This window comes from Shewanella sp. ZOR0012 (genome assembly GCF_000798835.1).
Taxonomy (GTDB): domain Bacteria; phylum Pseudomonadota; class Gammaproteobacteria; order Enterobacterales; family Shewanellaceae; genus Shewanella; species Shewanella xiamenensis.
Window position 1 is genome coordinate 1,498,621 of the sequence record NZ_JTLE01000094.1, and the last position, 20,137, is coordinate 1,518,757.

Genomic DNA, 20,137 nt, shown 5'->3' on the forward strand with positions numbered 1-20,137 from the left:
CATTAAGGAAGATACCGATTAGTGCTTTGGCTACATCGGTTTTCGCTAACTTGATAAACGCTTGATGTTCAATTTGTAGTGCTTCGGCGCGGCCTTTGGTCGACGCTTGTTCAACTACGTTTACCGCTGCCATTGGTGCTGGGTAATGTTTGCCTGCGACAGAGAAAACCATGCCTTTAGCGGTCGTGAAAGACATCATGGCTTCGAGTTTAGGTAAGGTCAGTGGTGACATCTTGCGTTGGCGACGCGCTTGCCAATCAAGCTTTTCTGCTACTGCATCTTTTAGCATTTGAATCGCCGCAGCTTCCAAGGCTTCTGGAGCGACAACGGCATCAACCGCACCGACTTTTAATGCATCTTCGCCGCTTTGGTCTTTACCCGTGGTGATCCACTCAAGGGCGTTGTCAGCACCAATCACACGTGGTAAACGCACTGTGCCACCAAAGCCTGGGATGATGCCTAGCTTGGTTTCGGGTAGACCGATTTTGGCTGTGGTGTCAGCAATACGGAAATCCGTTGCCAGAATGGTTTCACAACCGCCGCCTAGGGCAAAACCTTTAATCGCTGAAGCGGTTGGGAAAGGTAAATCTTCAAGTTTATTGAATACGGCATTGGCCTGTTCAACCCAAGAGAGCAGTACTGAATCATCTTGTGCGAATAAGCCTAAAAATTCAGTAATGTCTGCGCCTACGATAAAGGTATCTTTACCTGAGGTCAGCACTAATGCCTGAATGTTCGATTGTTGTTTAATGCTGTCTAATGCGGCATCGAGTGAGGCGAGTGTTTCTCTGTCGAATTTGTTCACCGAACCGGGTGCGTTAAAGCACAGCTTGGCAATATTATCCTCGAGTAACTCAACCTGAATTGTAGGACTTTGGTAGATCATTGCTTGCTTCCTTTTGGCTTAAAAGTGATACCCACCATTATTTTTTGGTGTTAGTACGACTCTCTATCTCACAGCAGCTTCGGCCATCATTTGACCAGTTGTGTGCCAGTGTGCTTCGAAATTCGATAAATTACAACACCCAATTTAAACGACTGTTTAATTTCTTGTCGGCTAGAGTGAATTTTCAGCTTTGTGATACACTGCACAAAGTGTAGAAGTGCCAGATTACGCGAAAGAGTACGTAGTGGGAATTTGTACTTTAGCGGTATTACTCGCTGGCTAGTTGGATAATTTTATTTTTAGAATTAAAAGCATAGGCTTAAATCGAGAATTTGCTAACCTGCGAAGTAATAGGGCATAAGCGAAGGAAAACACTGAGCCTATATGGCTTAGTCAGATTTGCGGTTTTTTTATTAACTATCGTTCATTACAGGATTTGACACATGGATCACTTGGCTCATCACTATCATGCCCACATCGCCGAGCTTAATCGTCGAGTTGCTGAAATTGTATCGCGTGAAGCATTATCAGGTTTAGTGATCCACTTGGGTCAGCCACATCGAATGTTTTTGGACGACATTAATTATCCTTTTAAAGCCAATCCCCATTTCAAGGCTTGGTTACCTGTGTTGGATAACCCTAACTGTTGGTTAGTGGTGAATGGTCGCGATAAGCCACAACTGATTTTTTATCGCCCTGTGGATTTTTGGCATAAGGTGTCTGACGTGCCGGAGATGTTCTGGACCGAGCATTTTGAGATCAAATTACTCACTAAGGCCGATAAGGTTGCCGAACTATTGCCTGGCGATATCGCCAACTGGGCTTATTTGGGTGAGCATTTAGATGTGGCTGAGGTGCTGGGTTTCACCAGTCGCAATCCTGACTCTGTGATGAGCTATCTGCATTTCCACCGTACCACTAAAACCGAATATGAACTCGAATGTATGCGCCGTGCGAACCAGATCGCTGTGCAAGGGCATTTAGCGGCTAAAAATGCCTTCTATAACGGTGCCAGCGAGTTTGAAATTCAGCAGCAGTATTTATCTGCCGTGGGACAGGGCGAGAACGAAGTGCCCTACGGTAATATCATTGCCTTAAACCAAAATGCGGCGATTTTGCATTACACCGCTCTCGAGCATCAAAATCCGGCGCGACGTTTATCTTTTTTAATTGATGCGGGTGCGAGCTACTTTGGCTATGCGTCGGATATCACTCGTACCTATGCGTTTGAGAAGAATCGTTTTGATGAATTGATCACTGCCATGAACAAGGCGCAGCTCGAACTGATCGATATGATGCGCCCAGGTGTGCGTTATCCTGATTTACACTTGGCGACCCATGGCAAAGTCGCGCAAATGCTGCTGGATTTTGAGTTAGCCACGGGCGATGCCCAAGGCTTAGTCGACCAAGGCATTACCAGTGCCTTCTTCCCCCATGGACTCGGTCATATGCTAGGCTTGCAAGTGCATGATGTGGGAGGTTTTGCCTTCGATGAACGTGGCACTCATATTCCGGCGCCTGAAGCCCATCCATTCCTGCGTTGCACCCGTATTTTGGCGCCAAACCAAGTGCTTACGATGGAGCCAGGATTATACATTATCGACACTTTACTCAATGAGCTAAAACAAGATAGCCGTGGTCAGCAGATCAATTGGCGCACCGTTGATGAGTTGCGACCTTTCGGTGGTATTCGTATCGAAGATAATGTGATTGTGCATCAGGATCGAAACGAAAATATGACCCGCGAACTGGGCTTAGCGTGATTTTAGGGAGAGCGAGTGCTCGAAAGTTATCTGATACCGAGTGAAAATGTGCAGATAGAAGAAGAGATAAAGCATAGCCGCTTTATCTCTTTTCTATTTCATTGCACGAGTTTAGAACAATTGAAGTTGGTACTTACTGACATAAAACGAGATTATCCCGGCGCCAGCCATTACTGTTATGCCTTTATCGCTGGAGCACCCAACGACAGCATTGCTATCGGTTCGAGTGACGATGGAGAGCCTGCGGGCAGCGCTGGTCGTCCAATGCTCGCAGTATTACAAGGCGCGAATCTCGGTGAAGTCGGTGCCGTGGTGGTGCGTTTCTATGGCGGTACTAAGTTAGGAGTGGGCGGTTTAGTGCGTGCCTATACTTCGGGATTACGCCAAGGTTTAGGGCAATTGCCGACGCGATTGAAGCAATTACGTTATCCTGCAAAACTGCATTGTGATTACACCCAATTAAGGGATGTCGAACATTTATTACAACAGTTAGAAGCGGTGATCATCGATAAGCAATTTGCCGAAGCCGTTGATATCCACTTTGAAATTGGCAAACAACAACAGGGTATATTGAATGAATCGCTGGCAACGTTGAGTCAGGGCAGCCTGCGCGCAGAGTTTGAGCTGTGATGCCTGCGTAAATTATGCCAAAATATGCAAAATGCTGAAAATACCTTTGCAGCCAATGGAATAATTGAACACGCGGAATGCAATACAAAACCATAATAAGAATCATAGGTCTGCTTATCGGCCTGTTCTCCATCACTATGCTGCCGCCAGCCTTAATCGCCATTTGGTATAACGATGGCGGTGGTACTGCGTTTATTCAGGCATTTTTTGTTAGCTTATTTATCGGTTTTTGGCTCTGGTATCCTAATCGTCGCTGCAAAGAGGAATTACGAACTCGCGAGGGTTTCCTGATCGTAGTTTTGTTCTGGACCGTTCTTGGCTCCATCGGTGCCTTACCCTTTATCTTCTCAAGCCAACCTGATCTCAGCTGGACGGACAGTTTTTTCGAATCATTCTCCGCACTGACCACCACAGGAGCCACCGTTATTGTCGGGCTGGACTCCTTACCTAAGGCCATTCTGTTTTATCGACATATGCTGCAATGGCTCGGCGGTATGGGGATCATTGTTCTAGCTGTGGCGATTCTGCCTGTACTGGGCGTTGGGGGCATGCAGCTGTATCGCGCCGAAATACCGGGCCCCGTGAAGGACAGTAAGATGACGCCGAGGATTGCCGAAACGGCTAAGGCGTTATGGTACATCTATCTACTGCTAACCATCACCTGTGCTGGCGCCTATTGGCTGGCGGGGATGAGCGTATTCGATGCCGTGTGTCACTCGTTTTCGACCATCGCCATCGGGGGCTTTTCGACCCACGATGCCAGTATGGGATACTTCGATAGCTCAGTGATCAACCTGATTTGTGTGTTCTTTTTGATTGTCTCAGCGGTGAACTTTAGCGTGCACTTTGCGGCATTTTCGCGCCGCGGTATCAATTTTAGAGTCTATTTTCGAGACACTGAGTTCAAGATGCTGGTGGCCATTCAGTTGGTGCTGACGGCGATTTGCTTCTTAACCCTTTATCACTCAGGGATTTATGACTCGCCAGAAGAAACCTTAGATCACGCCTTATTCCAAGCGGTTTCGGTGGCGACAACTGCTGGCTTTGGTACTGAAAGTTTCCATATGTGGCCGCTTTTCCTGCCGATTCTGTTGATCTTCTCAAGCTTTATCGGTGGGTGTGGTGGTTCAACTGCGGGCGGGATAAAGGTGATCCGGGTTATCCTGCTATTATTGCAAGGTTCTCGTGAACTTAAGCGCTTGGTTCACCCTAAGGCGATGTTTTCGATTCGTATCGGTTCCAAGGCATTACCAGATCGTGTCGTCGATGCAGTATGGGGATTTTTCTCTGCCTACGCTTTAGTTTTCGTACTGTGTATGTTGGCGCTAATGGCCATGGGGCTGGACGATATTACGGCCTTTAGTGCCACCGCTGCCTGTTTAAATAACCTTGGCCCAGGGCTTGGGGAAGTGGCGAGTAACTATGCCAGTATCGGTGATGGCGCCAAATGGGTGCTGGTGGTGGCCATGTTATTTGGTCGCCTCGAAGTCTTTACCTTGTTGATTTTGTTCACGCCAACTTTCTGGAAGGATTGATATGCAGACATTAATAATCTATTCGACAATCGATGGCCAAACACTGGAAATTTGCCGAAAAATCAAAGCTGTTGCCGAACAAGCGGGTGAGCTGGTGTCGTTAGTCACCTTAGAACAGGCCGAGGCCTTAAGTCTTGTCGATTTAGATAAAGTGCTGATTGGTGCGAGTATTCGTTATGGTAAACATAGACCTGAGCTATATCAGTTTGTAAATCGCAACCACGCGGTGTTAAGTGCAAAAATTAACGGTTTTTTCACTGTTAATGTGGTGGCGCGTAAGCCATTAAAGAACACGCCAGAAACCAATCCTTACATGCAAAAGTTCCTTAAATTATCGCTGTGGCAACCACAGCAATTGGCGGTGTTTGCAGGCAAGATTGATTATCCTAAATATAGTTTATTCGACCGTACCATGATCCGCTTTATCATGTGGATGACTAAGGGGCCGACTGACCTGAAGGGCACCTTCGAGTTTACCGATTGGGGTAAAGTCGAAGCCTTCGGAACGCACTTTAGCAAGCTGTAAAAATGATAAAGCCCTAGTCTCAGCTAGGGCTTTATGACTGCATGGCGTCGTTTAACGATTTATACCGCGCAGTAACGACTATGTAGAATGGAAATCACTTGGGTGACTTGTTCATTCTTAAGCTTGTAATACACAATCTGGGAGCTCTTACGGGTATCGACTAAGTCTTCAGCTCGCAATACTGCTAAATGCTGTGATAGTGCCGATTGGCTTAAAGGAACTGTCGCATTCAGTTCCGTCACGCTCAGCTCTTTATCCAGTAAAAGGCACAGAATCATTAAGCGATAAGGATTCGCTATAGCTTTAAGCCATTTAGCCGCACTTTCCGCATTAGTTACCATTGCATTTACATCTATATCATTTTGCATAAGGTACTCACTTGATCGCTTTTGATTAGATAATTCTAATTGAACATGTTTCTATACGCAATCATACTGCTCGGCAATTCAGATCTCAATTTTTGCATTTCAGAATATGAGACAACGCTGATTTGTGATCCTATCAGGGGTTTATTTAACAGATGATTGCCACAATGGTGCCACACTTTAACGGAACGGGAATACCCCATGACACGCATTTTGGTGCTTTATTTTACCCGTGGTGGCCACACGGCCAAGATTGCGAATGCAATCGCGCAGCAATTGACTCTGCGTGGTGCTGAGGTTGACTTAGTCGACATCAATAGTGCGGCTGCAACAAGGATTAACTGGCCCGATTATCAACTGGTGGCTTTGGGGGCTTGCGTACTCTATGGTACCTATGACAAGAGCGTATTCCAGTTTGTTGAACAACATTCGCAAGCGTTGAGTGCGTTGCCAAACAGTTTTTTCTGCGTCAATGTGGTGGCGCGTAATCCTGAAAAACGTATTCCAGAGAACAATAAATACCTGCAAAAATTCATAACCTTATCACCTTGGACTCCCGCCGATTTGAAGATTATTGCTGGTAAGGTGGATTACCCTTCGTGGCCTTGGTACGACAGATTAATGATCCAATTGATTATGAAAATCACCAAAGGGCCAACGGATCCTAAGGCGGTGATCGATTATACCGACTGGGAAGATGTGAAGGTCTATGCCGACCATTTGCTGACTTTGGCTAAGGTTGCTGAGCCCGCCTAATAAAAATGCGCTCTGTGAGCGCATTTTTAGTTGATGACTGATACGACTAGTATTTCCAAAAACTGGGATGGAATAGTACGGCCACAGTTAAAATCTCTAAGCGTCCTAGCAACATACCTAATGCAAGCGCCCACTTAGCCAGATCGGGCAGTGTCGAGAAGTTACCCGCTGGGCCAATAATCGGCCCAAGTCCTGGGCCAACGTTGGTGACTGCGGTAATTGCGCCAGTAAAACTGGTCATGGGGTCGAGCCCTGTCAACACCAAAATCACCGAAAGCCCAACAATCACAAACATAAATAGCAGTACAAAGGTGATCAGCGAGCGCACAATATCCTCACTAATCAGGCGGTTATTATAGCGCTCCCTAAATATCCCATTGGGATGACATTGCTGCTTTAACTGCTCGCGCATAATGGCGCCAGCAATTTGAAAGCGGAAGATTTTGATCCCGCCAGAGGTCGAGCCAGAACAGCTACCGACAAACATTAAGAACAGAAAAGCGATATTAGCAAATGCGCCCCACGTACCATAGTCGGTTAACCCATAGCCCGTTGTGGTCACAACAGATACGACGTTAAAGCTGGATAAGCGTAATGCATCAATCAAGGCGATATCGCGGGTTTGCCATAACCAAACACCAATAAAGCAAGAAACAAAGGTCAGAAAAAATAAGAAGCCTTTGACTTGGGCATCATTCCAAACGCTTAAATCGCGCTGTTGGATCATCTGCACAAACATCAGCAGGGGTAAACCTCCCGCCGCCATAAACACAACGCCAACCCAATGGGCAGAATTGGAAAACGCCGCCATCGAATTATCTGAGGTTGAATAGCCTCCCGTCGACAGTGTGGTCATCGCATGGTTGATGGCTTGAAACCACGTCATGCCTGCAACATGGTAGGCAATACAGCAGATAATAGTCAGTAAAATATAGATAAAGAATAAATGCTTAGCCATGCTTTGGGTACGAGGAACTGCCTTGTCACTCCAATCCGATGACTCAGTGCGGAACAGCCGCATACCACCAACGTTTAAGAAGGGCAGAATCGCAACCGCCATCACGATAAAGCCAATACCACCGAGCCATTGCAATAACGAGCGCCAGATTAAGATACTGTGATCCATCGTATCTAACCCTGAGAGCACGGTTGAACCTGTGGTGGTAATACCGGACATGGTCTCGAAGAAGGCATCCGTATAACCTATACCGTGGTAAAGCGTAAAAGGCATAGCCGCAAACAGACTCACGATCAGCCAAGTTAGGCTGGTGAGCAGAAACATATCTCGAATATTGAGGTTAATGGCCTTACTTTGGCCGTTATGCAAACACAGGCTGGCGCAAATCCCTGTGACTAAAGCCGATAACATGAAAGAGCCTACGGTCTCCTCGCCGTTGAATGCGGCAAGAAGTAAGGGCGCTAACATAAAGGCTGTTAACATCGATAAAAACAGCCCTAAAATAAACAATAACGGTCTAAAGTTCAGCATAGGATGATGACTTAAAAGAAGAAGGCGCTAGGTTGGAACAGCTTTTCGACTTCGCCGATAAATTTTTTGTTTACCAAAAACAAAATCACGTGATCCCCTTGCTCAATCACTGTTTTATCATGAGCCATCAACACTTCCTCATTCCGCACAATGGCGCCAATGGTGGTTCCCGGCGGCAGCTTGATATCGCCAATGGCCTTGCCAACAACTTTAGAGGTGCTGGAGTCACCGTGGGCAATGGCTTCAATAGCTTCGGCGGCGCCTCGACGTAAGGAATACACGTTACAGATATCGCCTTGGCGGATATGGGTCAGTAAGGCTGAAATCGTTGCCTGCTGGGGTGAAATCGCGATATCGATATTAGCTTCTTGCACAATATCCACATAGGCTTCGCGCTGGATCAGCACCATCACCTTTTTCGCCCCCATGCGCTTGGCTAGCAGGGCGGACATGATATTGGCTTCATCATCGTTGGTGACGGCAATAAACACATCGGTTTGGTCGATATGTTCTTCGAGTAGCAGCTCTTGATCTGAGGCGTCACCACAAAATACTGTGGTGTTTTCAAGTTGTTCGGATAGAGACTCTGCGCGTTCGAACTTGTGTTCAATCAATTTGACTGAATGGGTGCGCTCGAGGCGTTTAGCCAGGCCTAAGCCTATGTTACCACCGCCGGCAATCATGATATTGCGGTAGGAGTTATCCAGCTTTTGCATCTCACTCATCACCGCGCGGATATGGCGACTGTCGGCCACGAAAAATACTTCGTCATCGGCTTCGATAATAGTCGTACCGCGGGGCATGATAGGGCGACCTTGGCGGAAAATCGCCGCCACACGGGTATCAATATTTGGCATATGCTCGCGAAGTGCGGCCAAGGCATTACCGACTAAAGGGCCGCCGTAATAGGCGCGAACCGCAACTAAACTTAAGCGCCCTTCGGCAAATTCGAGCACTTGCAGCGCACCGGGATACTCAACCAAACGTTGAATGTAAGCGGTCACTAACTGTTCGGGTGCGATAAGTTCATCGATTACAAAACCGCCGCGAGGACGCCCATCGCTATTTTTGGTCTCACTGTCGATAAATAATTTATCGCGCATCGCTAGATAAGGTTCGGAGCGAATACGGGCGATTTTAGTCGGTGTACCAAATAGGCTGTAGGCCATTTGGCAGGCGACCATGTTGCATTCATCGCTGTTCGTCACAGCAATCAGCATGTCGGCATCTTCGGCGCCAGCCTCTTTCAGTACATCGGGGTGGGCACCATGGCCCGCCACGACGCGAAGGTCATATTTATCCTGCAGGGCGCGTAATCTGGATTTGTCGCTATCGACGATGGTGATATCGTTGTTTTCACCCACCAAATTTTCGGCCAAGGTTCCCCCAACTTGACCCGCACCTAATATGATAATTTTCATGGCCTTGCTTACTTCCTAATGGGTCGCTTTCAATAAACGGGCGTAATAAAACCCATCCATGTTGTGTTGTCCCGGCGTGATTTGCCAACCAATATCTTGGCTTGAAGCCTGCTGGGCAAGTGTGTCTAGCTTAGCATCTGCGGTTCTGGCTAAAAATGCACTAATTTGGTCTCGATTTTCCTGCGGCAAAATAGAGCAAGTTGCATACAGGAGTGTGCCACCGGGCTTGAGCCACTTCCAGCAGTGATCGAGAATTTGTCTTTGCAGCTCGGCCAGTTCTTCGATGTCATGGTTTTTGCGTAACCATTTGATATCGGGATGGCGGCGGATAACGCCCGTCGCTGAGCAAGGTGCGTCGAGTAAGATACGATCAAATTGTTCACCCTGCCAGCATGAGTCGATATTGGCCGCATCGCCATGAATAACTTCCGCTTTTAATGATAAACGGTCAAGGTTCTGTTGCACGCGCTCGAGACGTTTGGCATCGAAATCGACGGCAACCAGCTTGATGCTAGGTTCAAGTTCGAGTAAATGGCAGCTTTTACCACCTGGTGCGGCACAGGCGTCAAGGACCAGTTCGTTCGCTTGGGGAGCCAGCAGGGTCGCGGCCCATTGGGCGGCGCCATCTTGCACTGATGCTGCACCTTCGTGGAAGCGTGGTAATGTCGCCACATCCTTGGGATGGGCAAGCAGGATTGCATCATCACTCAGGCCCGCACTGGCTTCTATCTCTAGCTCACTCAGGGCGGCAAGATATTCATCGCGGCTTTGGGAGAGGCGATTGTTACGTAGCCACATGGGTGGACGCTCATGACTTTGCTGGATTATCTCTTGCCAGTTGTGAGGATAAGCGGCTTTTAAGCGCTTAATTAACCAGCCCGGCGTGTTGTAGCTTAAGGTCTCCGACTCTGTGCTAAGCGGTGTTAATTGGCGCTGAATATTACGCAGCACGCCATTGACGACCTTTACCATTCCCTCAAACTTTAACTGACGGCAGGCCTCTGCGGTTTCGGATATGGCCGCATGGCTTGGTATGCGGGTGAAGTAAAGCTGGTAACAGCCAACAATCAATAGCTGGTGGATGATCCTTTGCTTACCTTTGAGGGGATTGGCCAAACATTCGGCAACGCGTTTTTCTATCTGTGGCAAAGTACGCATTACGCCGTAGCAGAGCTCGGCGAGCAGGGCTTTATCTTTACCACTAGCAAGATGCCTTTGCTGTTCTGGCAGGGCAACTGAAAGTGACACGCCTTTTTCTAATACGTCGAAGATGGCTTTGGCCGTTAGTGCTCGCAAGTTCATCATTATTGCGCCTCGTTATTGAGACGAGTATTTGGGGTAAACCACTCGCCGCGGGCATTGAGAATATCTGCAACGCTGAGGGGTTTCTTACCGGGTAATTGCATGCTGAGCAGGGTTAACACACCATCGCCGGTGGCGACTTCAATGCCTTTTTTACTGGCGCTGATAATAGTGCCGGGTGCGGCATTGCTGCTGGTGGTGCTGACTTGGGTCTGCCACACCTTGATAGTATTGCCTTGGTGCTCAAAGTAGCTCACAGGCCATGGATTGAAGGCGCGGACTTCTTGCCATAATTGGGTCGCGGATTTAGTCCAATCTAACCTCGCTTCTTCTTTACTGAGTTTTTCGGCGTAGTTAGCTAAGGCTTCATCTTGTTTTTCAGCGGCTAAAGTGCCGTTGGCTAAAGCCTCGAGAGCTTGCAGTAGCGCATCGGGTCCTTGCTGGGCTAACTTCTCGTAAAGACTTGCCGAAGTATCGTCATCTTCAATTGGCAAGTAGGTTTTTAGCAGCATATCACCCGTATCTAGGCCGATATCCATCTGCATAATCGTCACGCCGGTTTCTTTATCACCTGCCCACAATGCGCGTTGAATCGGCGCCGCACCGCGCCAACGAGGCAGAATTGAACCGTGAACATTGATACAGCCTAAACGTGGCGTATCAAGCACGACTTTAGGCAGGATCAAACCGTAGGCAACCACCACCATAATATCGGCATTAAGGGCGGCCAGTTCTTGCTGCGCGGGTTCTTTGCGTAGCGAACCGGGTTGATAAACTGGAATATTGTGGGCGAGCGCTAGCTCTTTCACTGGGCTGGCGGTGAGTTTTTTACCGCGCCCTGCGGGTCTATCCGGCTGTGTGTAAACAGCAATCACATTGTGGTGTGAGTTAATCAGCGCCTGTAAATGGCGAGCGGCAAAATCCGGTGTTCCGGCGAAGATGATATTGAGTGGTTTCAAATCTGATCCTAATGCTTATTTGGCGTCTTGTTTGGCCGCTTTTTCAAGTTTCTGTTTGATCCGTTGGCGCTTCAATGGCGACAGGTAGTCGACAAATAACTTACCTTTCAGGTGATCCATTTCATGCTGAATGCAAATCGCAAATAGGTCATCGGCTTCAACGGTGAATTCATTACCGTGTCTATCCAGTGCTTTAACGGTAACAAATTCGGCGCGGTCAACCTTGGCATAGATACCAGGGACAGACAGACAACCTTCTTCGTTACAGAAATCACCGCTACTGGCAATAATCTCGGGATTGATAAAGACTTTAGGACGTTCAACCTCGTCTTGTAAATCCATGACGATCAGTTGTTTATGATAATCAACCTGGGTCGCGGCTAAACCAATCCCTTTTTCTTGGTACATGGTTTCGAACATATTATCGATTTGAGTTTGCAACTCAGCAGTAAACTCTGTGATAGGTTGTGCTTGAGTTCGCAATCTTTCATCGGGAAAGCGTAAAACTTTTAATAGTGCCATACTTAAACTCTTAACAAGTCTGTCAAATCTCAATCAGTTGGTTATACTGACTGAGGCTAATGGGTTAATTTTAATCTTTAGTGCCTATCAATAACAGTAAAAGCTCGATTTAAGAGCTAAACAACATGGACCGCACCATGAAACGGCTAATTTTACTTGCGTTAATGACCTTTCATTGCACATTGGTTTACGCTGACACTCTCACGTTGAAAGCAGGGTATCCAGAGTCATATGTGGTAAAGAAGGGCGATACCCTGTGGGATATTTCTGCAACCTTTCTAAATGATCCGTGGAAGTGGCCACGTTTATGGGATGTTAACCCTCAAATAGCCAATCCTCATTTAATTTATCCCGGTGATCAACTCACCTTAGTCTTTATCGATGGTCAACCCAGATTAGTGCTTAATGGCGCGAGTGCGAGTATTGGAGCCAGTGAAGCAAAACCCCATATTCGCAAAACTCCAGAGGGGCGCGTAATTGCCAAGAGCAATGCGGTTCCTGCGGTTGATTTGGCATTAATCCAAAACTATCTCGTTCAAAACCGTGTGGTTGATGCTAGCTGGCTAGGCATGCAACCTATGGTACTCGGCGGTGAAAGCCCGTCGCGCCATCATATTGTTGGTGATGTGATTTATATCAATAGCGAATTACCTTTGCATCAAAAGTTAGGAGTCTATGAGCGTGGCCGAGAATTCTTTAATAAAGAAACGGGCGAGGCGCTAGGACAGGAAGCGATTCTGGCATCCACAGGCCAAGTCATTGAGTCTGGCAAAGTGTCTAAGGTAAAAATTCTGAGCAATTTCCGTGAAACCAAAGCGGGCTTTAGGGTGTTGCCGATGGAGGATGAAGCGTTAATGTCAGCTTACTTTACGCCAAAACCCGCAGAACTTAAGACGCCAGCGACCATATTGGCAATCGAGTCGAAAATGCGCGAAGCCGGTAAACTCAATGTTGTCTATCTTGATAAAGGTACACAGGACGGTATTGAGCCTGGCGAGGTATTCTCCATTTATCGCGATGGCGAAGAAATCGTGATTAATAACGATGGCCAACCTGTGCCCACGATGGAGCGGACAGCCTATGACAATGTGGTTGCGTCACTTTCATCTGACAGGGCACTCAAAATGCCTGATGTTTACAATGGTAAGTTATTAGTATTCAAAGTGTTTGATAAAGCAAGTTTAGGATTGATTGTATCGACGGAGCGTTCTGTGCGGGTCGATGATAAATTAATCGCCCCAGATTCCTTAGCCTTTAGAGGTCAATAATCTCTGAAAACTTGGTTGATTGGTTAATTGTTAGTGCGGTATCTGGGCTCGGACCCGCTCGGACACAACAATTATTAACGCACATGGATGTGGACGACCTCAGGCAAAGGCTCGAGCATGAGAAACACTCGCTCCCTTTGTCTGACAATCAGCTCCACAGCTTGGTTATTGACTATCAAAAAGTCGATGCTGCTTTAGAGTGGCAACAACAGGCGGCACATCATCATTTAGTCTGTTTTTCCGATCCGCTTTATCCTCCGTTGCTAAAACAATTAACTGATCCACCCTGCGTTTTGTTTGTTAAGGGCTGCGTCGAGGCGCTAGCGATTCCATCTCTTGCTGTTGTGGGCAGCCGTAATGCATCTCCTGGTGGGTTACAGGTGGCTTATCAATTGGCTCGAGAGATGTCGGCGCTTGGATTTAGTATCTGTAGCGGCATGGCGATGGGGATTGATGGTGCGGCGCATAAAGCTTGTGTTGATCATGGTGGAAGAACGCTTGCCGTGCTGGGAACTGGGATTGATATTACTTATCCGCGCCGACATAAGCAGCTTTATGAGGATATTCAGCGCCAAGGCTGTATAATAAGCGAGTTTTGGCCAGATGTTGGGCCTTTTGCGGGCAATTTCCCGAAACGAAATCGCATCATTAGCGGTCTTTCTTTAGGGACGCTGGTGGTTGAAGCCTGTCGCAAAAGTGGTTCACTCATCACCGCAAGGTTGGCTATGGAGCAAGGGCGTGAGGTGTTTGCCGTGCCTGGCTCCATCCTAGGAGGATTTCACCAAGGCTGTCACGATTTATTACGTGATGGGGCAAAACTTGTGGAAAGCGCGGCCGATATAGTGGAAGAGCTGGCAAGTTTGACAGCCTTTCATCTTGAAGAACTCTACTCCAGCCACCATATACAGCAAGGTGATATTTGTGATTTGCCATTTTCATCGCTGTTAGCTAGTGTAGGTTATGAAACTACAACAATTGATGCTGTAGTTGAACATAGTGGGAAAACGATAGATCTGGTGTTAGAACAAATGCTTGAACTTGAGTTGCAAGGTTGGGTTGTTGCAGTACCCGGTGGTTACGTCAGAGTAAAGAGGAGCTAGCCATGTTTGATATCCTCATGTATCTATTTGAAAACTATGTTCACAGTGAAGTCGAACTATTAGTTGATGAAGACGAGTTAACCAAGGAACTCACTCGCGCTGGTTTTCATCAGTCGGAGATTTTAAAAGCCTTAACTTGGTTGGAGCGTCTGGCAGAGTTACAGGAAGGGGATAAGCCTTACCTGTGTAATCATGATCAGCATTCGTTTCGGATTTACACCAAAGACGAAATGGAAAAGCTGGATGTGGAGTGCCGTGGATTCCTGCTATTTTTAGAGCAAGTTAAAGTGCTTAATGTCGAAACCCGTGAGATGGTGATCGACAGAGTCATGGAGCTTGATGAGCCTGCCTTGATCCTCGAAGATCTTAAGTGGGTTATTCTGATGGTGCTGTTTAATGCGCCCGGCCATGAGTCTGCCTATGAGCAAATGGAAGATTTAATTTTTGAGCAGCCTGAAGAAGGCCGGCTACATTCTTAAGTGTTGCGACGTGATAAATAATGAGAAAGGAGGCTAGCCCTCCTTTTTTGATGCCATATGTTTGTTGAGACCTGTGCGGTGAGTTATCTGCGGATTAGCCGCAATGACTAGTGGTAAATGATTATGTCTAAGATCGATGAACAACTATTTAGTGCCCATGAGCATGCACTGGAAAAAGAATACGAGTTATGCCCCGAATGTGGCAGCGAGTTGTCGGTAAAACACAGTAAGCATGGGAGTTTTATCGGCTGTAATAATTACCCAACCTGTGAATATACTCGTCCTTTAGTGCAGCACGAATCGATTGAAACCCAAGTGATTGAAGGTTCTAAATGTCCCGCATGCGGCCATGAGTTGGCTGTTAAATCGGGGCGTTTTGGCATTTTTATCGGCTGTACCCAATATCCCAATTGTACTCATATTGAAAGACCTGATCAGGAGAGCGATAAACCTGAGGTGGCCTGTCCTGAATGTAAAACGGGTAAACTTGAGCATCGAACCAGCCGTTTTGGTAAGAGTTTTTATGCCTGTAGCGCGTATCCCAAATGTAAGTTTATCGTCAATTATCCACCCGTTTGCGAAAGCTGCCCGAGTTGTGGCTTTGGGATTTTAGTCGAGCGTAAAGGTGCGGCGGGAATGCGTTTAGAATGCCCGCAAAAAAGCTGTAAATACAAACGAGCGCTTTAGTGTGATCGATCTCTCTAAAAGTTTGGCCGCTTAAACCGCCTTAGGTATAATCCCTGTCCAACCATGGATGGGGTAGCCAAGATGCCAAAATTTGTTTGGAAAAACGATTAAATCCATAAGGTAATCCTAAGATGTTACAGCTGCACCCCTCTGACATTAAAGACGTAGTGTTAAACGGTGGCGTTATCGCTTATCCCACTGAAGCCGTCTATGGTTTAGGCTGTGACCCAGATAATGATACTGCCATTCAAAAATTACTCGCCGTAAAACAACGTCCTTGGCAGAAGGGCCTTATCTTAGTGGCGAGCGAGTTTTCCCAGTTATTAGACTATGTTGATGAATCACAGTTGAGCGCCGAGCAGCTTGAGTTTGCCTTTTCTAAATGGCCAGGGCCTTTTACCTTTGTGATGCCGATTAAACCGCATGTCTCGCGTTATTTATCCGGTGAATTTGATTCTATCGCTGTGCGCGTCTCCGCCCATGAAGGTGTGCGGGCTTTGTGCCAAGCCTTGGGTAAACCACTCGTCTCAACCAGTGCCAACTTAGCCGGCGAAGATCCCGCACTTAGTGATGATGACATTCTCAACGCTTTTGAAGGCAAAATAGATGCCTTAGTGCTAGGCCAATTAGGCCAACAGCGTCAGCCGTCCACCATTGTTGATGCTCGAAGTGGCAAGATTTTGCGCAACGGACAGTAACTAATTAATAAAAATAAGGATAAAAGCTATGAGTGTGCCAGATGCGACAGTGGTAAAAGCATTTTTACTCGATCTACAACATCGAATTTGTGCGGGTCTTGAGCAGTTGGATGGGCAAGCGAGCTTTGCAGCCGATTCATGGACGCGCGCTGAAGGCGGTGGCGGCACCAGTCGGGTCTTAACCCAAGGTGCGGTATTTGAGCAAGCCGGAGTTAACTTTTCCCATGTGACAGGGGCTGCGATGCCCGCATCGGCAACGGCTCATCGCCCTGAACTGGCGGGTCGCAGCTTTGAGGCCATGGGTGTCTCCTTAGTGATTCATCCAAAAAATCCTTACATTCCAACCACCCATGCTAATGTGCGTTTCTTTATTGCCCATAAAGACGGCGCGGATCCTGTCTGGTGGTTTGGTGGTGGTTTCGATTTAACGCCTTACTATCCTTTTGAGGAAGATGTGCGTGAGTGGCATCAAAGTGCTAAAAATCTGTGCCAGCCTTTTGGTGATGATGTTTATCCAAAGTATAAGAAGTGGTGTGATGAGTATTTCTTCCTGCCACATCGTAATGAAACCCGCGGCGTGGGCGGTCTGTTCTTTGATGACTTGAACCAAGCAGGCTTCGATAAGAGTTTCGATTTTATGCAGGCGGTGGGCAACGGCTTCCTAACTGCTTATGCGCCGATTGTTGAGCGTCGTAAAGAGACTCCCTATGGTGAGCGTGAGCGTGAGTTCCAGTTATATCGTCGCGGCCGTTATGTTGAGTTCAATCTGGTATACGACAGAGGCACCTTGTTCGGCCTGCAAACCGGTGGTCGCACAGAGTCTATTTTGATGTCAATGCCGCCATTGGTACGTTGGCAATATGCTTATACGCCAGAGGCGGGCACTCCAGAGGCAGATCTTTACGATAACTACCTCAAGCCACGGGATTGGGTATAAGCAACGGGTATCAGTATGAGTAGCGTCATTGCACTTTATTGATTACGCATATGATCAGCCAGAGTTGAAATCGCCTCATAGATAGCGGCGCGATGCTCTGGCTTTTTTATATGTTTTTCAATGGCAAACTTCATGCAAAATAGCCATTGGTCCCGCATTGTCTCATCTACTGCGAAGGGCATATGCCGAGCGCGTAATGCGGGATGACCATACTTTTGCTGATACAACTGCGGGCCTCCGAGCCAGCCACTTAAGAATTCATAGAGCTTTTGTTCCGACTCTGCAATCGGCGCACGGTGAATCGCGAATAAGGCTTGTGTTTCTGCTGAGCTTGCCATTTTCTGATAGAAACTATTGGCAATCGCGCGGATCACTTTGTCGCCACCAATTAAATCATAGGCATTAGACTGATTCGGATCCCTGTCATCCGACACGCTTGTGTGTTTACTAAAAATCTTTTTAAGCCAGTTCATAGGTCTAACTGCATTGCTGTCTACAATTTCGATGCGCGCATTATAGCCTGAATGTCACTGTGAAACCGAAGGCTAAAGTTAGGTACAACAACTTAGGCTCGCCACTAGGCTGTGCTACCGCCTAAAAGCGCGCTAGACTGCATGCCATTCACAGCCAATAGAATCCCGCAGATGACAGATATGCCCTCAGTAACTACGCCAGTACTTGATCGATATGCCGTGTTTGGCAATCCGATAGGTCACAGTAAATCACCCTTTATCCATGGACAGTTTGCGGCCCTTACGCAGCAGTCCCTGAGTTATGAAGCGATTCTGGCGCCCATTGATGGTTTTGAGGCGAGTTTACGAGCATTTTTTCAGGCGGGAGGAAAGGGCGCGAATGTGACAGTGCCTTTTAAAGAGCAAGCCTTTGCTCTCTGCGACCGCTTAAGTGCCGAAGCGACACTGGCGGGGGCGGTCAATACCTTAAGTTTGTTGGCCGATGGCACAATTTATGGTGATAACACCGACGGTTTAGGATTGGTGGCTGACCTTATCAGTCACCTTGGTAGTTTGCAGCATAAACGGGTGCTCTTGGTGGGGGCCGGCGGTGCAGCGCGCGGCTGTATTTTGCCATTACTTAAGGCTGAAGTAGGTCAACTAGTCATCGCTAACCGCACTCAAAGTAAGGCGCAGGCCTTAGTAGAGATTTTTAGCCAAGTACAACAAGGGCGTTACCGCGATACACTCCAGTCGATGCCGATGCCAGAGTTGTCGGGGGAGTTCGATTTAGTGATTAACTCGACCTCGGCGAGTCTAGCGGGAGAGCTACCGCCACTACCACAGTCCATCATCGGCAACAAAACGGCTTGCTACGATATGATGTATGGCGCAAAACCAACGGCATTTAATCAATGGGCTGTGCAACAGGGCGCTGCGCAAGTGATTGATGGACTGGGTATGCTTGTGGGTCAAGCGGCAAAGAGTTTTGCGCTCTGGCGTGGCGTCGAGCCAGATACCTCAGGAGTGCTTAAATTGCTCAGGGACAAACTACAGGCCGACGCGCAATAGAGGCTCAAGAGGAAGATAAAATGAATCAGAGTATTTTATTCCCCGATCTGCAACATTGGGATGAAACCCAAAAGCACATTTGCTTTATTGCCCAGCAGCAGGGAATGAATATTAAGTGTTATATCAGCGCACAGAAGTTGGCGCAGTTAAATGACTTTTCGCCCCAGCCTAATATCGATGAAGCGGCCGCCATGTTAGCGCTATTTGATGCAGTTAGATTCGATGCCGAGGAAATGGCAGAAGCCTTAATTGAAGCAGAAGAGTTTGATGAATTTGGCGCAGTGCACTTAGGCTAAGCCAAAATAAACAAGATGGCAGCTTAAATTCTGCCATCTCGATTTAATAGATACATTACTCTGGCTTAGGTTCTGCCAAGTATTCGTTTTTCAAGCGCACATAGTTATCTGCGGATTCGGGTAAAAACTTCAATTCCGCTTCGGTTAACGGTCGCGCCTGTTTCGCAGGGCTGCCGACATATAAGTAGCCGCTCTGCAGCACTTTACCTGGTGGTACTAACGACCCCGCACCTAAAATCACATCATCTTCTAATATGGCACCGTCGAGGATAATGGCCCCCATTCCTACTAAAACACGATTGCCCACCTTGCAGCCATGCAGCATCGCCTTATGTCCAATCGTCACATCATCACCAATAATCAGAGGGTGACCTTCAGGGCGAGAGTCTGACTTACGAGTCACATGCAATATACTGCCATCCTGTACATTGGAGCGTTTACCAATTCGAATATGATTGACATCCCCACGAGCAGCCACCATAGGCCAAATACTCGCGTCGGTATCTAAAGCAATGTCACCAACGAGTACTGAAGCTTGGTCCACATACACATTATCGCCGAGTTGTGGATGAATTCCTTGGTAAGTTCTGAGTGGCCCAGACATAAAAAAGTCCCTAATTGAGTGGTTTTTAGCATTATAAAGGTTAAAAACTGACAGGTCAGGTCAAATATCCAACGAACAGTGCAAAAATGCCAATTATCTTAAAATTAGGGGTTGCACAAAAAGTTTCGCTGCCTATAATGCGCATCCACTGACACGGCAGACAGCGAAAGCGAGCGTGGTTACAGTGCGAATCGAATGCAGAATGTGCAGTTGATTCGAAAGCCTCAAGAAGTTTGCAAAAACGCCTTGACGCGACAAGGGAAATGCGTAAAATACGCAGCCCTGACCTGCTGAGCGGTAACGCGAAGTGAATGGTCAAACGCTCTTTAACAATCTAAACAAGAAATCTGTGTGGACACTCACAGGTGTTGAGTTAATCGAAATTACTCTG

General features: G+C 47.3%; 22 protein-coding genes. 13 read left to right on the forward strand and 9 right to left on the reverse strand.

The genetic code is table 11. The features are described from left to right. Positions 1-886, reverse strand: an 886-nt coding sequence (locus tag L976_RS08235; protein ID WP_047540299.1) for an enoyl-CoA hydratase-related protein, incomplete at its 3' end; no start/stop codon positions are given. Between the two features lie 443 nt (positions 887-1,329). Between L976_RS08235 and pepQ the strand changes: the two genes are divergently transcribed. From pepQ to hemG (L976_RS08255), 4 genes are all read left to right on the forward strand, one after another. After that, positions 1,330-2,649: a Xaa-Pro dipeptidase gene (gene pepQ / locus L976_RS08240; RefSeq protein ID WP_047535912.1), complete on the forward strand. Its 1,320-nt coding sequence runs from the start codon at positions 1,330-1,332 to the stop codon at positions 2,647-2,649. A 15-nt stretch (positions 2,650-2,664) separates the two neighbouring features. Beyond that, a complete protein-coding gene (locus L976_RS08245; protein ID WP_037429370.1) occupies positions 2,665-3,279 on the forward strand; it encodes a YigZ family protein in 615 nt (204 codons plus the stop codon). Between the two features lie 77 nt (positions 3,280-3,356). Then, positions 3,357-4,814, forward strand: a complete 1,458-nt coding sequence (locus tag L976_RS08250; RefSeq protein ID WP_037413497.1) for a TrkH family potassium uptake protein — start codon at positions 3,357-3,359, stop codon at positions 4,812-4,814. Between the two features lies 1 nt (position 4,815). Beyond that, on the forward strand, positions 4,816-5,340 hold the full coding sequence (hemG, locus tag L976_RS08255; protein WP_047535920.1) for a menaquinone-dependent protoporphyrinogen IX dehydrogenase: 525 nt from the start codon (positions 4,816-4,818) through the stop codon (positions 5,338-5,340). A gap of 59 nt (positions 5,341-5,399) precedes the next feature. Here the strand turns inward: hemG (L976_RS08255) and L976_RS08260 are convergent, their stop codons facing one another. After that, positions 5,400-5,708: an ArsR/SmtB family transcription factor gene (locus L976_RS08260; RefSeq protein ID WP_011715321.1), complete on the reverse strand. Its 309-nt coding sequence runs from the start codon at positions 5,706-5,708 to the stop codon at positions 5,400-5,402. A 198-nt stretch (positions 5,709-5,906) separates the two neighbouring features. Here L976_RS08260 and hemG (L976_RS08265) point away from each other — a divergent pair, with 198 nt between their 5' ends. Next, positions 5,907-6,461, forward strand: a complete 555-nt coding sequence (gene hemG / locus L976_RS08265) for a menaquinone-dependent protoporphyrinogen IX dehydrogenase (RefSeq protein WP_037413503.1) — start codon at positions 5,907-5,909, stop codon at positions 6,459-6,461. A 46-nt stretch (positions 6,462-6,507) separates the two neighbouring features. On the opposite strand, the gene L976_RS08270 is transcribed toward hemG (L976_RS08265), so the two are convergent. The 5 genes from L976_RS08270 to def are packed head-to-tail and all read right to left on the reverse strand — an operon-like array spanning position 6,508 to position 12,154. Further along, positions 6,508-7,950: a TrkH family potassium uptake protein gene (locus L976_RS08270; RefSeq protein ID WP_037413506.1), complete on the reverse strand. Its 1,443-nt coding sequence runs from the start codon at positions 7,948-7,950 to the stop codon at positions 6,508-6,510. 11 nt (positions 7,951-7,961) lie between these two features. Then, on the reverse strand, positions 7,962-9,371 hold the full coding sequence (gene trkA / locus L976_RS08275) for a Trk system potassium transporter TrkA (RefSeq protein WP_037429374.1): 1,410 nt from the start codon (positions 9,369-9,371) through the stop codon (positions 7,962-7,964). 15 nt (positions 9,372-9,386) lie between these two features. Then, the gene (gene rsmB, locus L976_RS08280) at positions 9,387-10,673 is read right to left on the reverse strand and encodes a 16S rRNA (cytosine(967)-C(5))-methyltransferase RsmB (protein ID WP_047540301.1); all 1,287 of its coding nucleotides are present in this window, start codon (positions 10,671-10,673) and stop codon (positions 9,387-9,389) included. A gap of 2 nt (positions 10,674-10,675) precedes the next feature. Next, complete coding sequence (gene fmt, locus L976_RS08285) at positions 10,676-11,632, reverse strand: methionyl-tRNA formyltransferase (protein WP_047535933.1); 957 nt, start codon at positions 11,630-11,632, stop codon at positions 10,676-10,678. Positions 11,633-11,647: 15 nt separating this feature from the next. Beyond that, complete coding sequence (def, locus tag L976_RS08290; RefSeq protein ID WP_047535936.1) at positions 11,648-12,154, reverse strand: peptide deformylase; 507 nt, start codon at positions 12,152-12,154, stop codon at positions 11,648-11,650. Between the two features lie 125 nt (positions 12,155-12,279). On the opposite strand from def, the gene L976_RS08295 reads away from it, so the two are divergent. The 6 genes from L976_RS08295 (at position 12,280) to hemF (ending at position 17,323) form a co-directional block, all read left to right on the forward strand. Further along, positions 12,280-13,422, forward strand: coding sequence for a LysM peptidoglycan-binding domain-containing protein (locus L976_RS08295; protein WP_047535939.1), 1,143 nt, complete (start codon positions 12,280-12,282; stop codon positions 13,420-13,422). An 83-nt stretch (positions 13,423-13,505) separates the two neighbouring features. Then, entirely contained in the window at positions 13,506-14,522 is a 1,017-nt protein-coding gene (gene dprA, locus L976_RS08300; RefSeq protein ID WP_037413518.1) for a DNA-processing protein DprA, read from the forward strand. A 2-nt stretch (positions 14,523-14,524) separates the two neighbouring features. Continuing rightward, on the forward strand, positions 14,525-15,001 hold the full coding sequence (locus tag L976_RS08305; RefSeq protein ID WP_011070451.1) for a DUF494 family protein: 477 nt from the start codon (positions 14,525-14,527) through the stop codon (positions 14,999-15,001). Positions 15,002-15,124: 123 nt separating this feature from the next. Continuing rightward, positions 15,125-15,688, forward strand: coding sequence for a DNA topoisomerase family protein (locus tag L976_RS08310; protein ID WP_037429392.1), 564 nt, complete (start codon positions 15,125-15,127; stop codon positions 15,686-15,688). Between the two features lie 131 nt (positions 15,689-15,819). Next, a complete protein-coding gene (locus tag L976_RS08315; protein WP_037413519.1) occupies positions 15,820-16,386 on the forward strand; it encodes an L-threonylcarbamoyladenylate synthase in 567 nt (188 codons plus the stop codon). Positions 16,387-16,414: 28 nt separating this feature from the next. Beyond that, positions 16,415-17,323 (forward strand): oxygen-dependent coproporphyrinogen oxidase, encoded by a 909-nt coding sequence (gene hemF, locus L976_RS08320; protein ID WP_047535944.1) that lies wholly within the window; start codon positions 16,415-16,417, stop codon positions 17,321-17,323. Between the two features lie 35 nt (positions 17,324-17,358). On the opposite strand, the gene L976_RS08325 is transcribed toward hemF, so the two are convergent. Beyond that, on the reverse strand, positions 17,359-17,796 hold the full coding sequence (locus tag L976_RS08325; protein WP_037413521.1) for a group II truncated hemoglobin: 438 nt from the start codon (positions 17,794-17,796) through the stop codon (positions 17,359-17,361). Between the two features lie 171 nt (positions 17,797-17,967). Here L976_RS08325 and aroE point away from each other — a divergent pair, with 171 nt between their 5' ends. Continuing rightward, positions 17,968-18,846 (forward strand): shikimate dehydrogenase, encoded by an 879-nt coding sequence (aroE, locus tag L976_RS08330; RefSeq protein WP_047535947.1) that lies wholly within the window; start codon positions 17,968-17,970, stop codon positions 18,844-18,846. Positions 18,847-18,866: 20 nt separating this feature from the next. Continuing rightward, positions 18,867-19,142 (forward strand): DUF1488 domain-containing protein, encoded by a 276-nt coding sequence (locus L976_RS08335; RefSeq protein ID WP_037413524.1) that lies wholly within the window; start codon positions 18,867-18,869, stop codon positions 19,140-19,142. A 55-nt stretch (positions 19,143-19,197) separates the two neighbouring features. Here the strand turns inward: L976_RS08335 and L976_RS08340 are convergent, their stop codons facing one another. Beyond that, positions 19,198-19,746, reverse strand: coding sequence for a gamma carbonic anhydrase family protein (locus L976_RS08340; protein WP_047535950.1), 549 nt, complete (start codon positions 19,744-19,746; stop codon positions 19,198-19,200). Positions 19,747-20,137 lie beyond the last annotated feature (391 nt).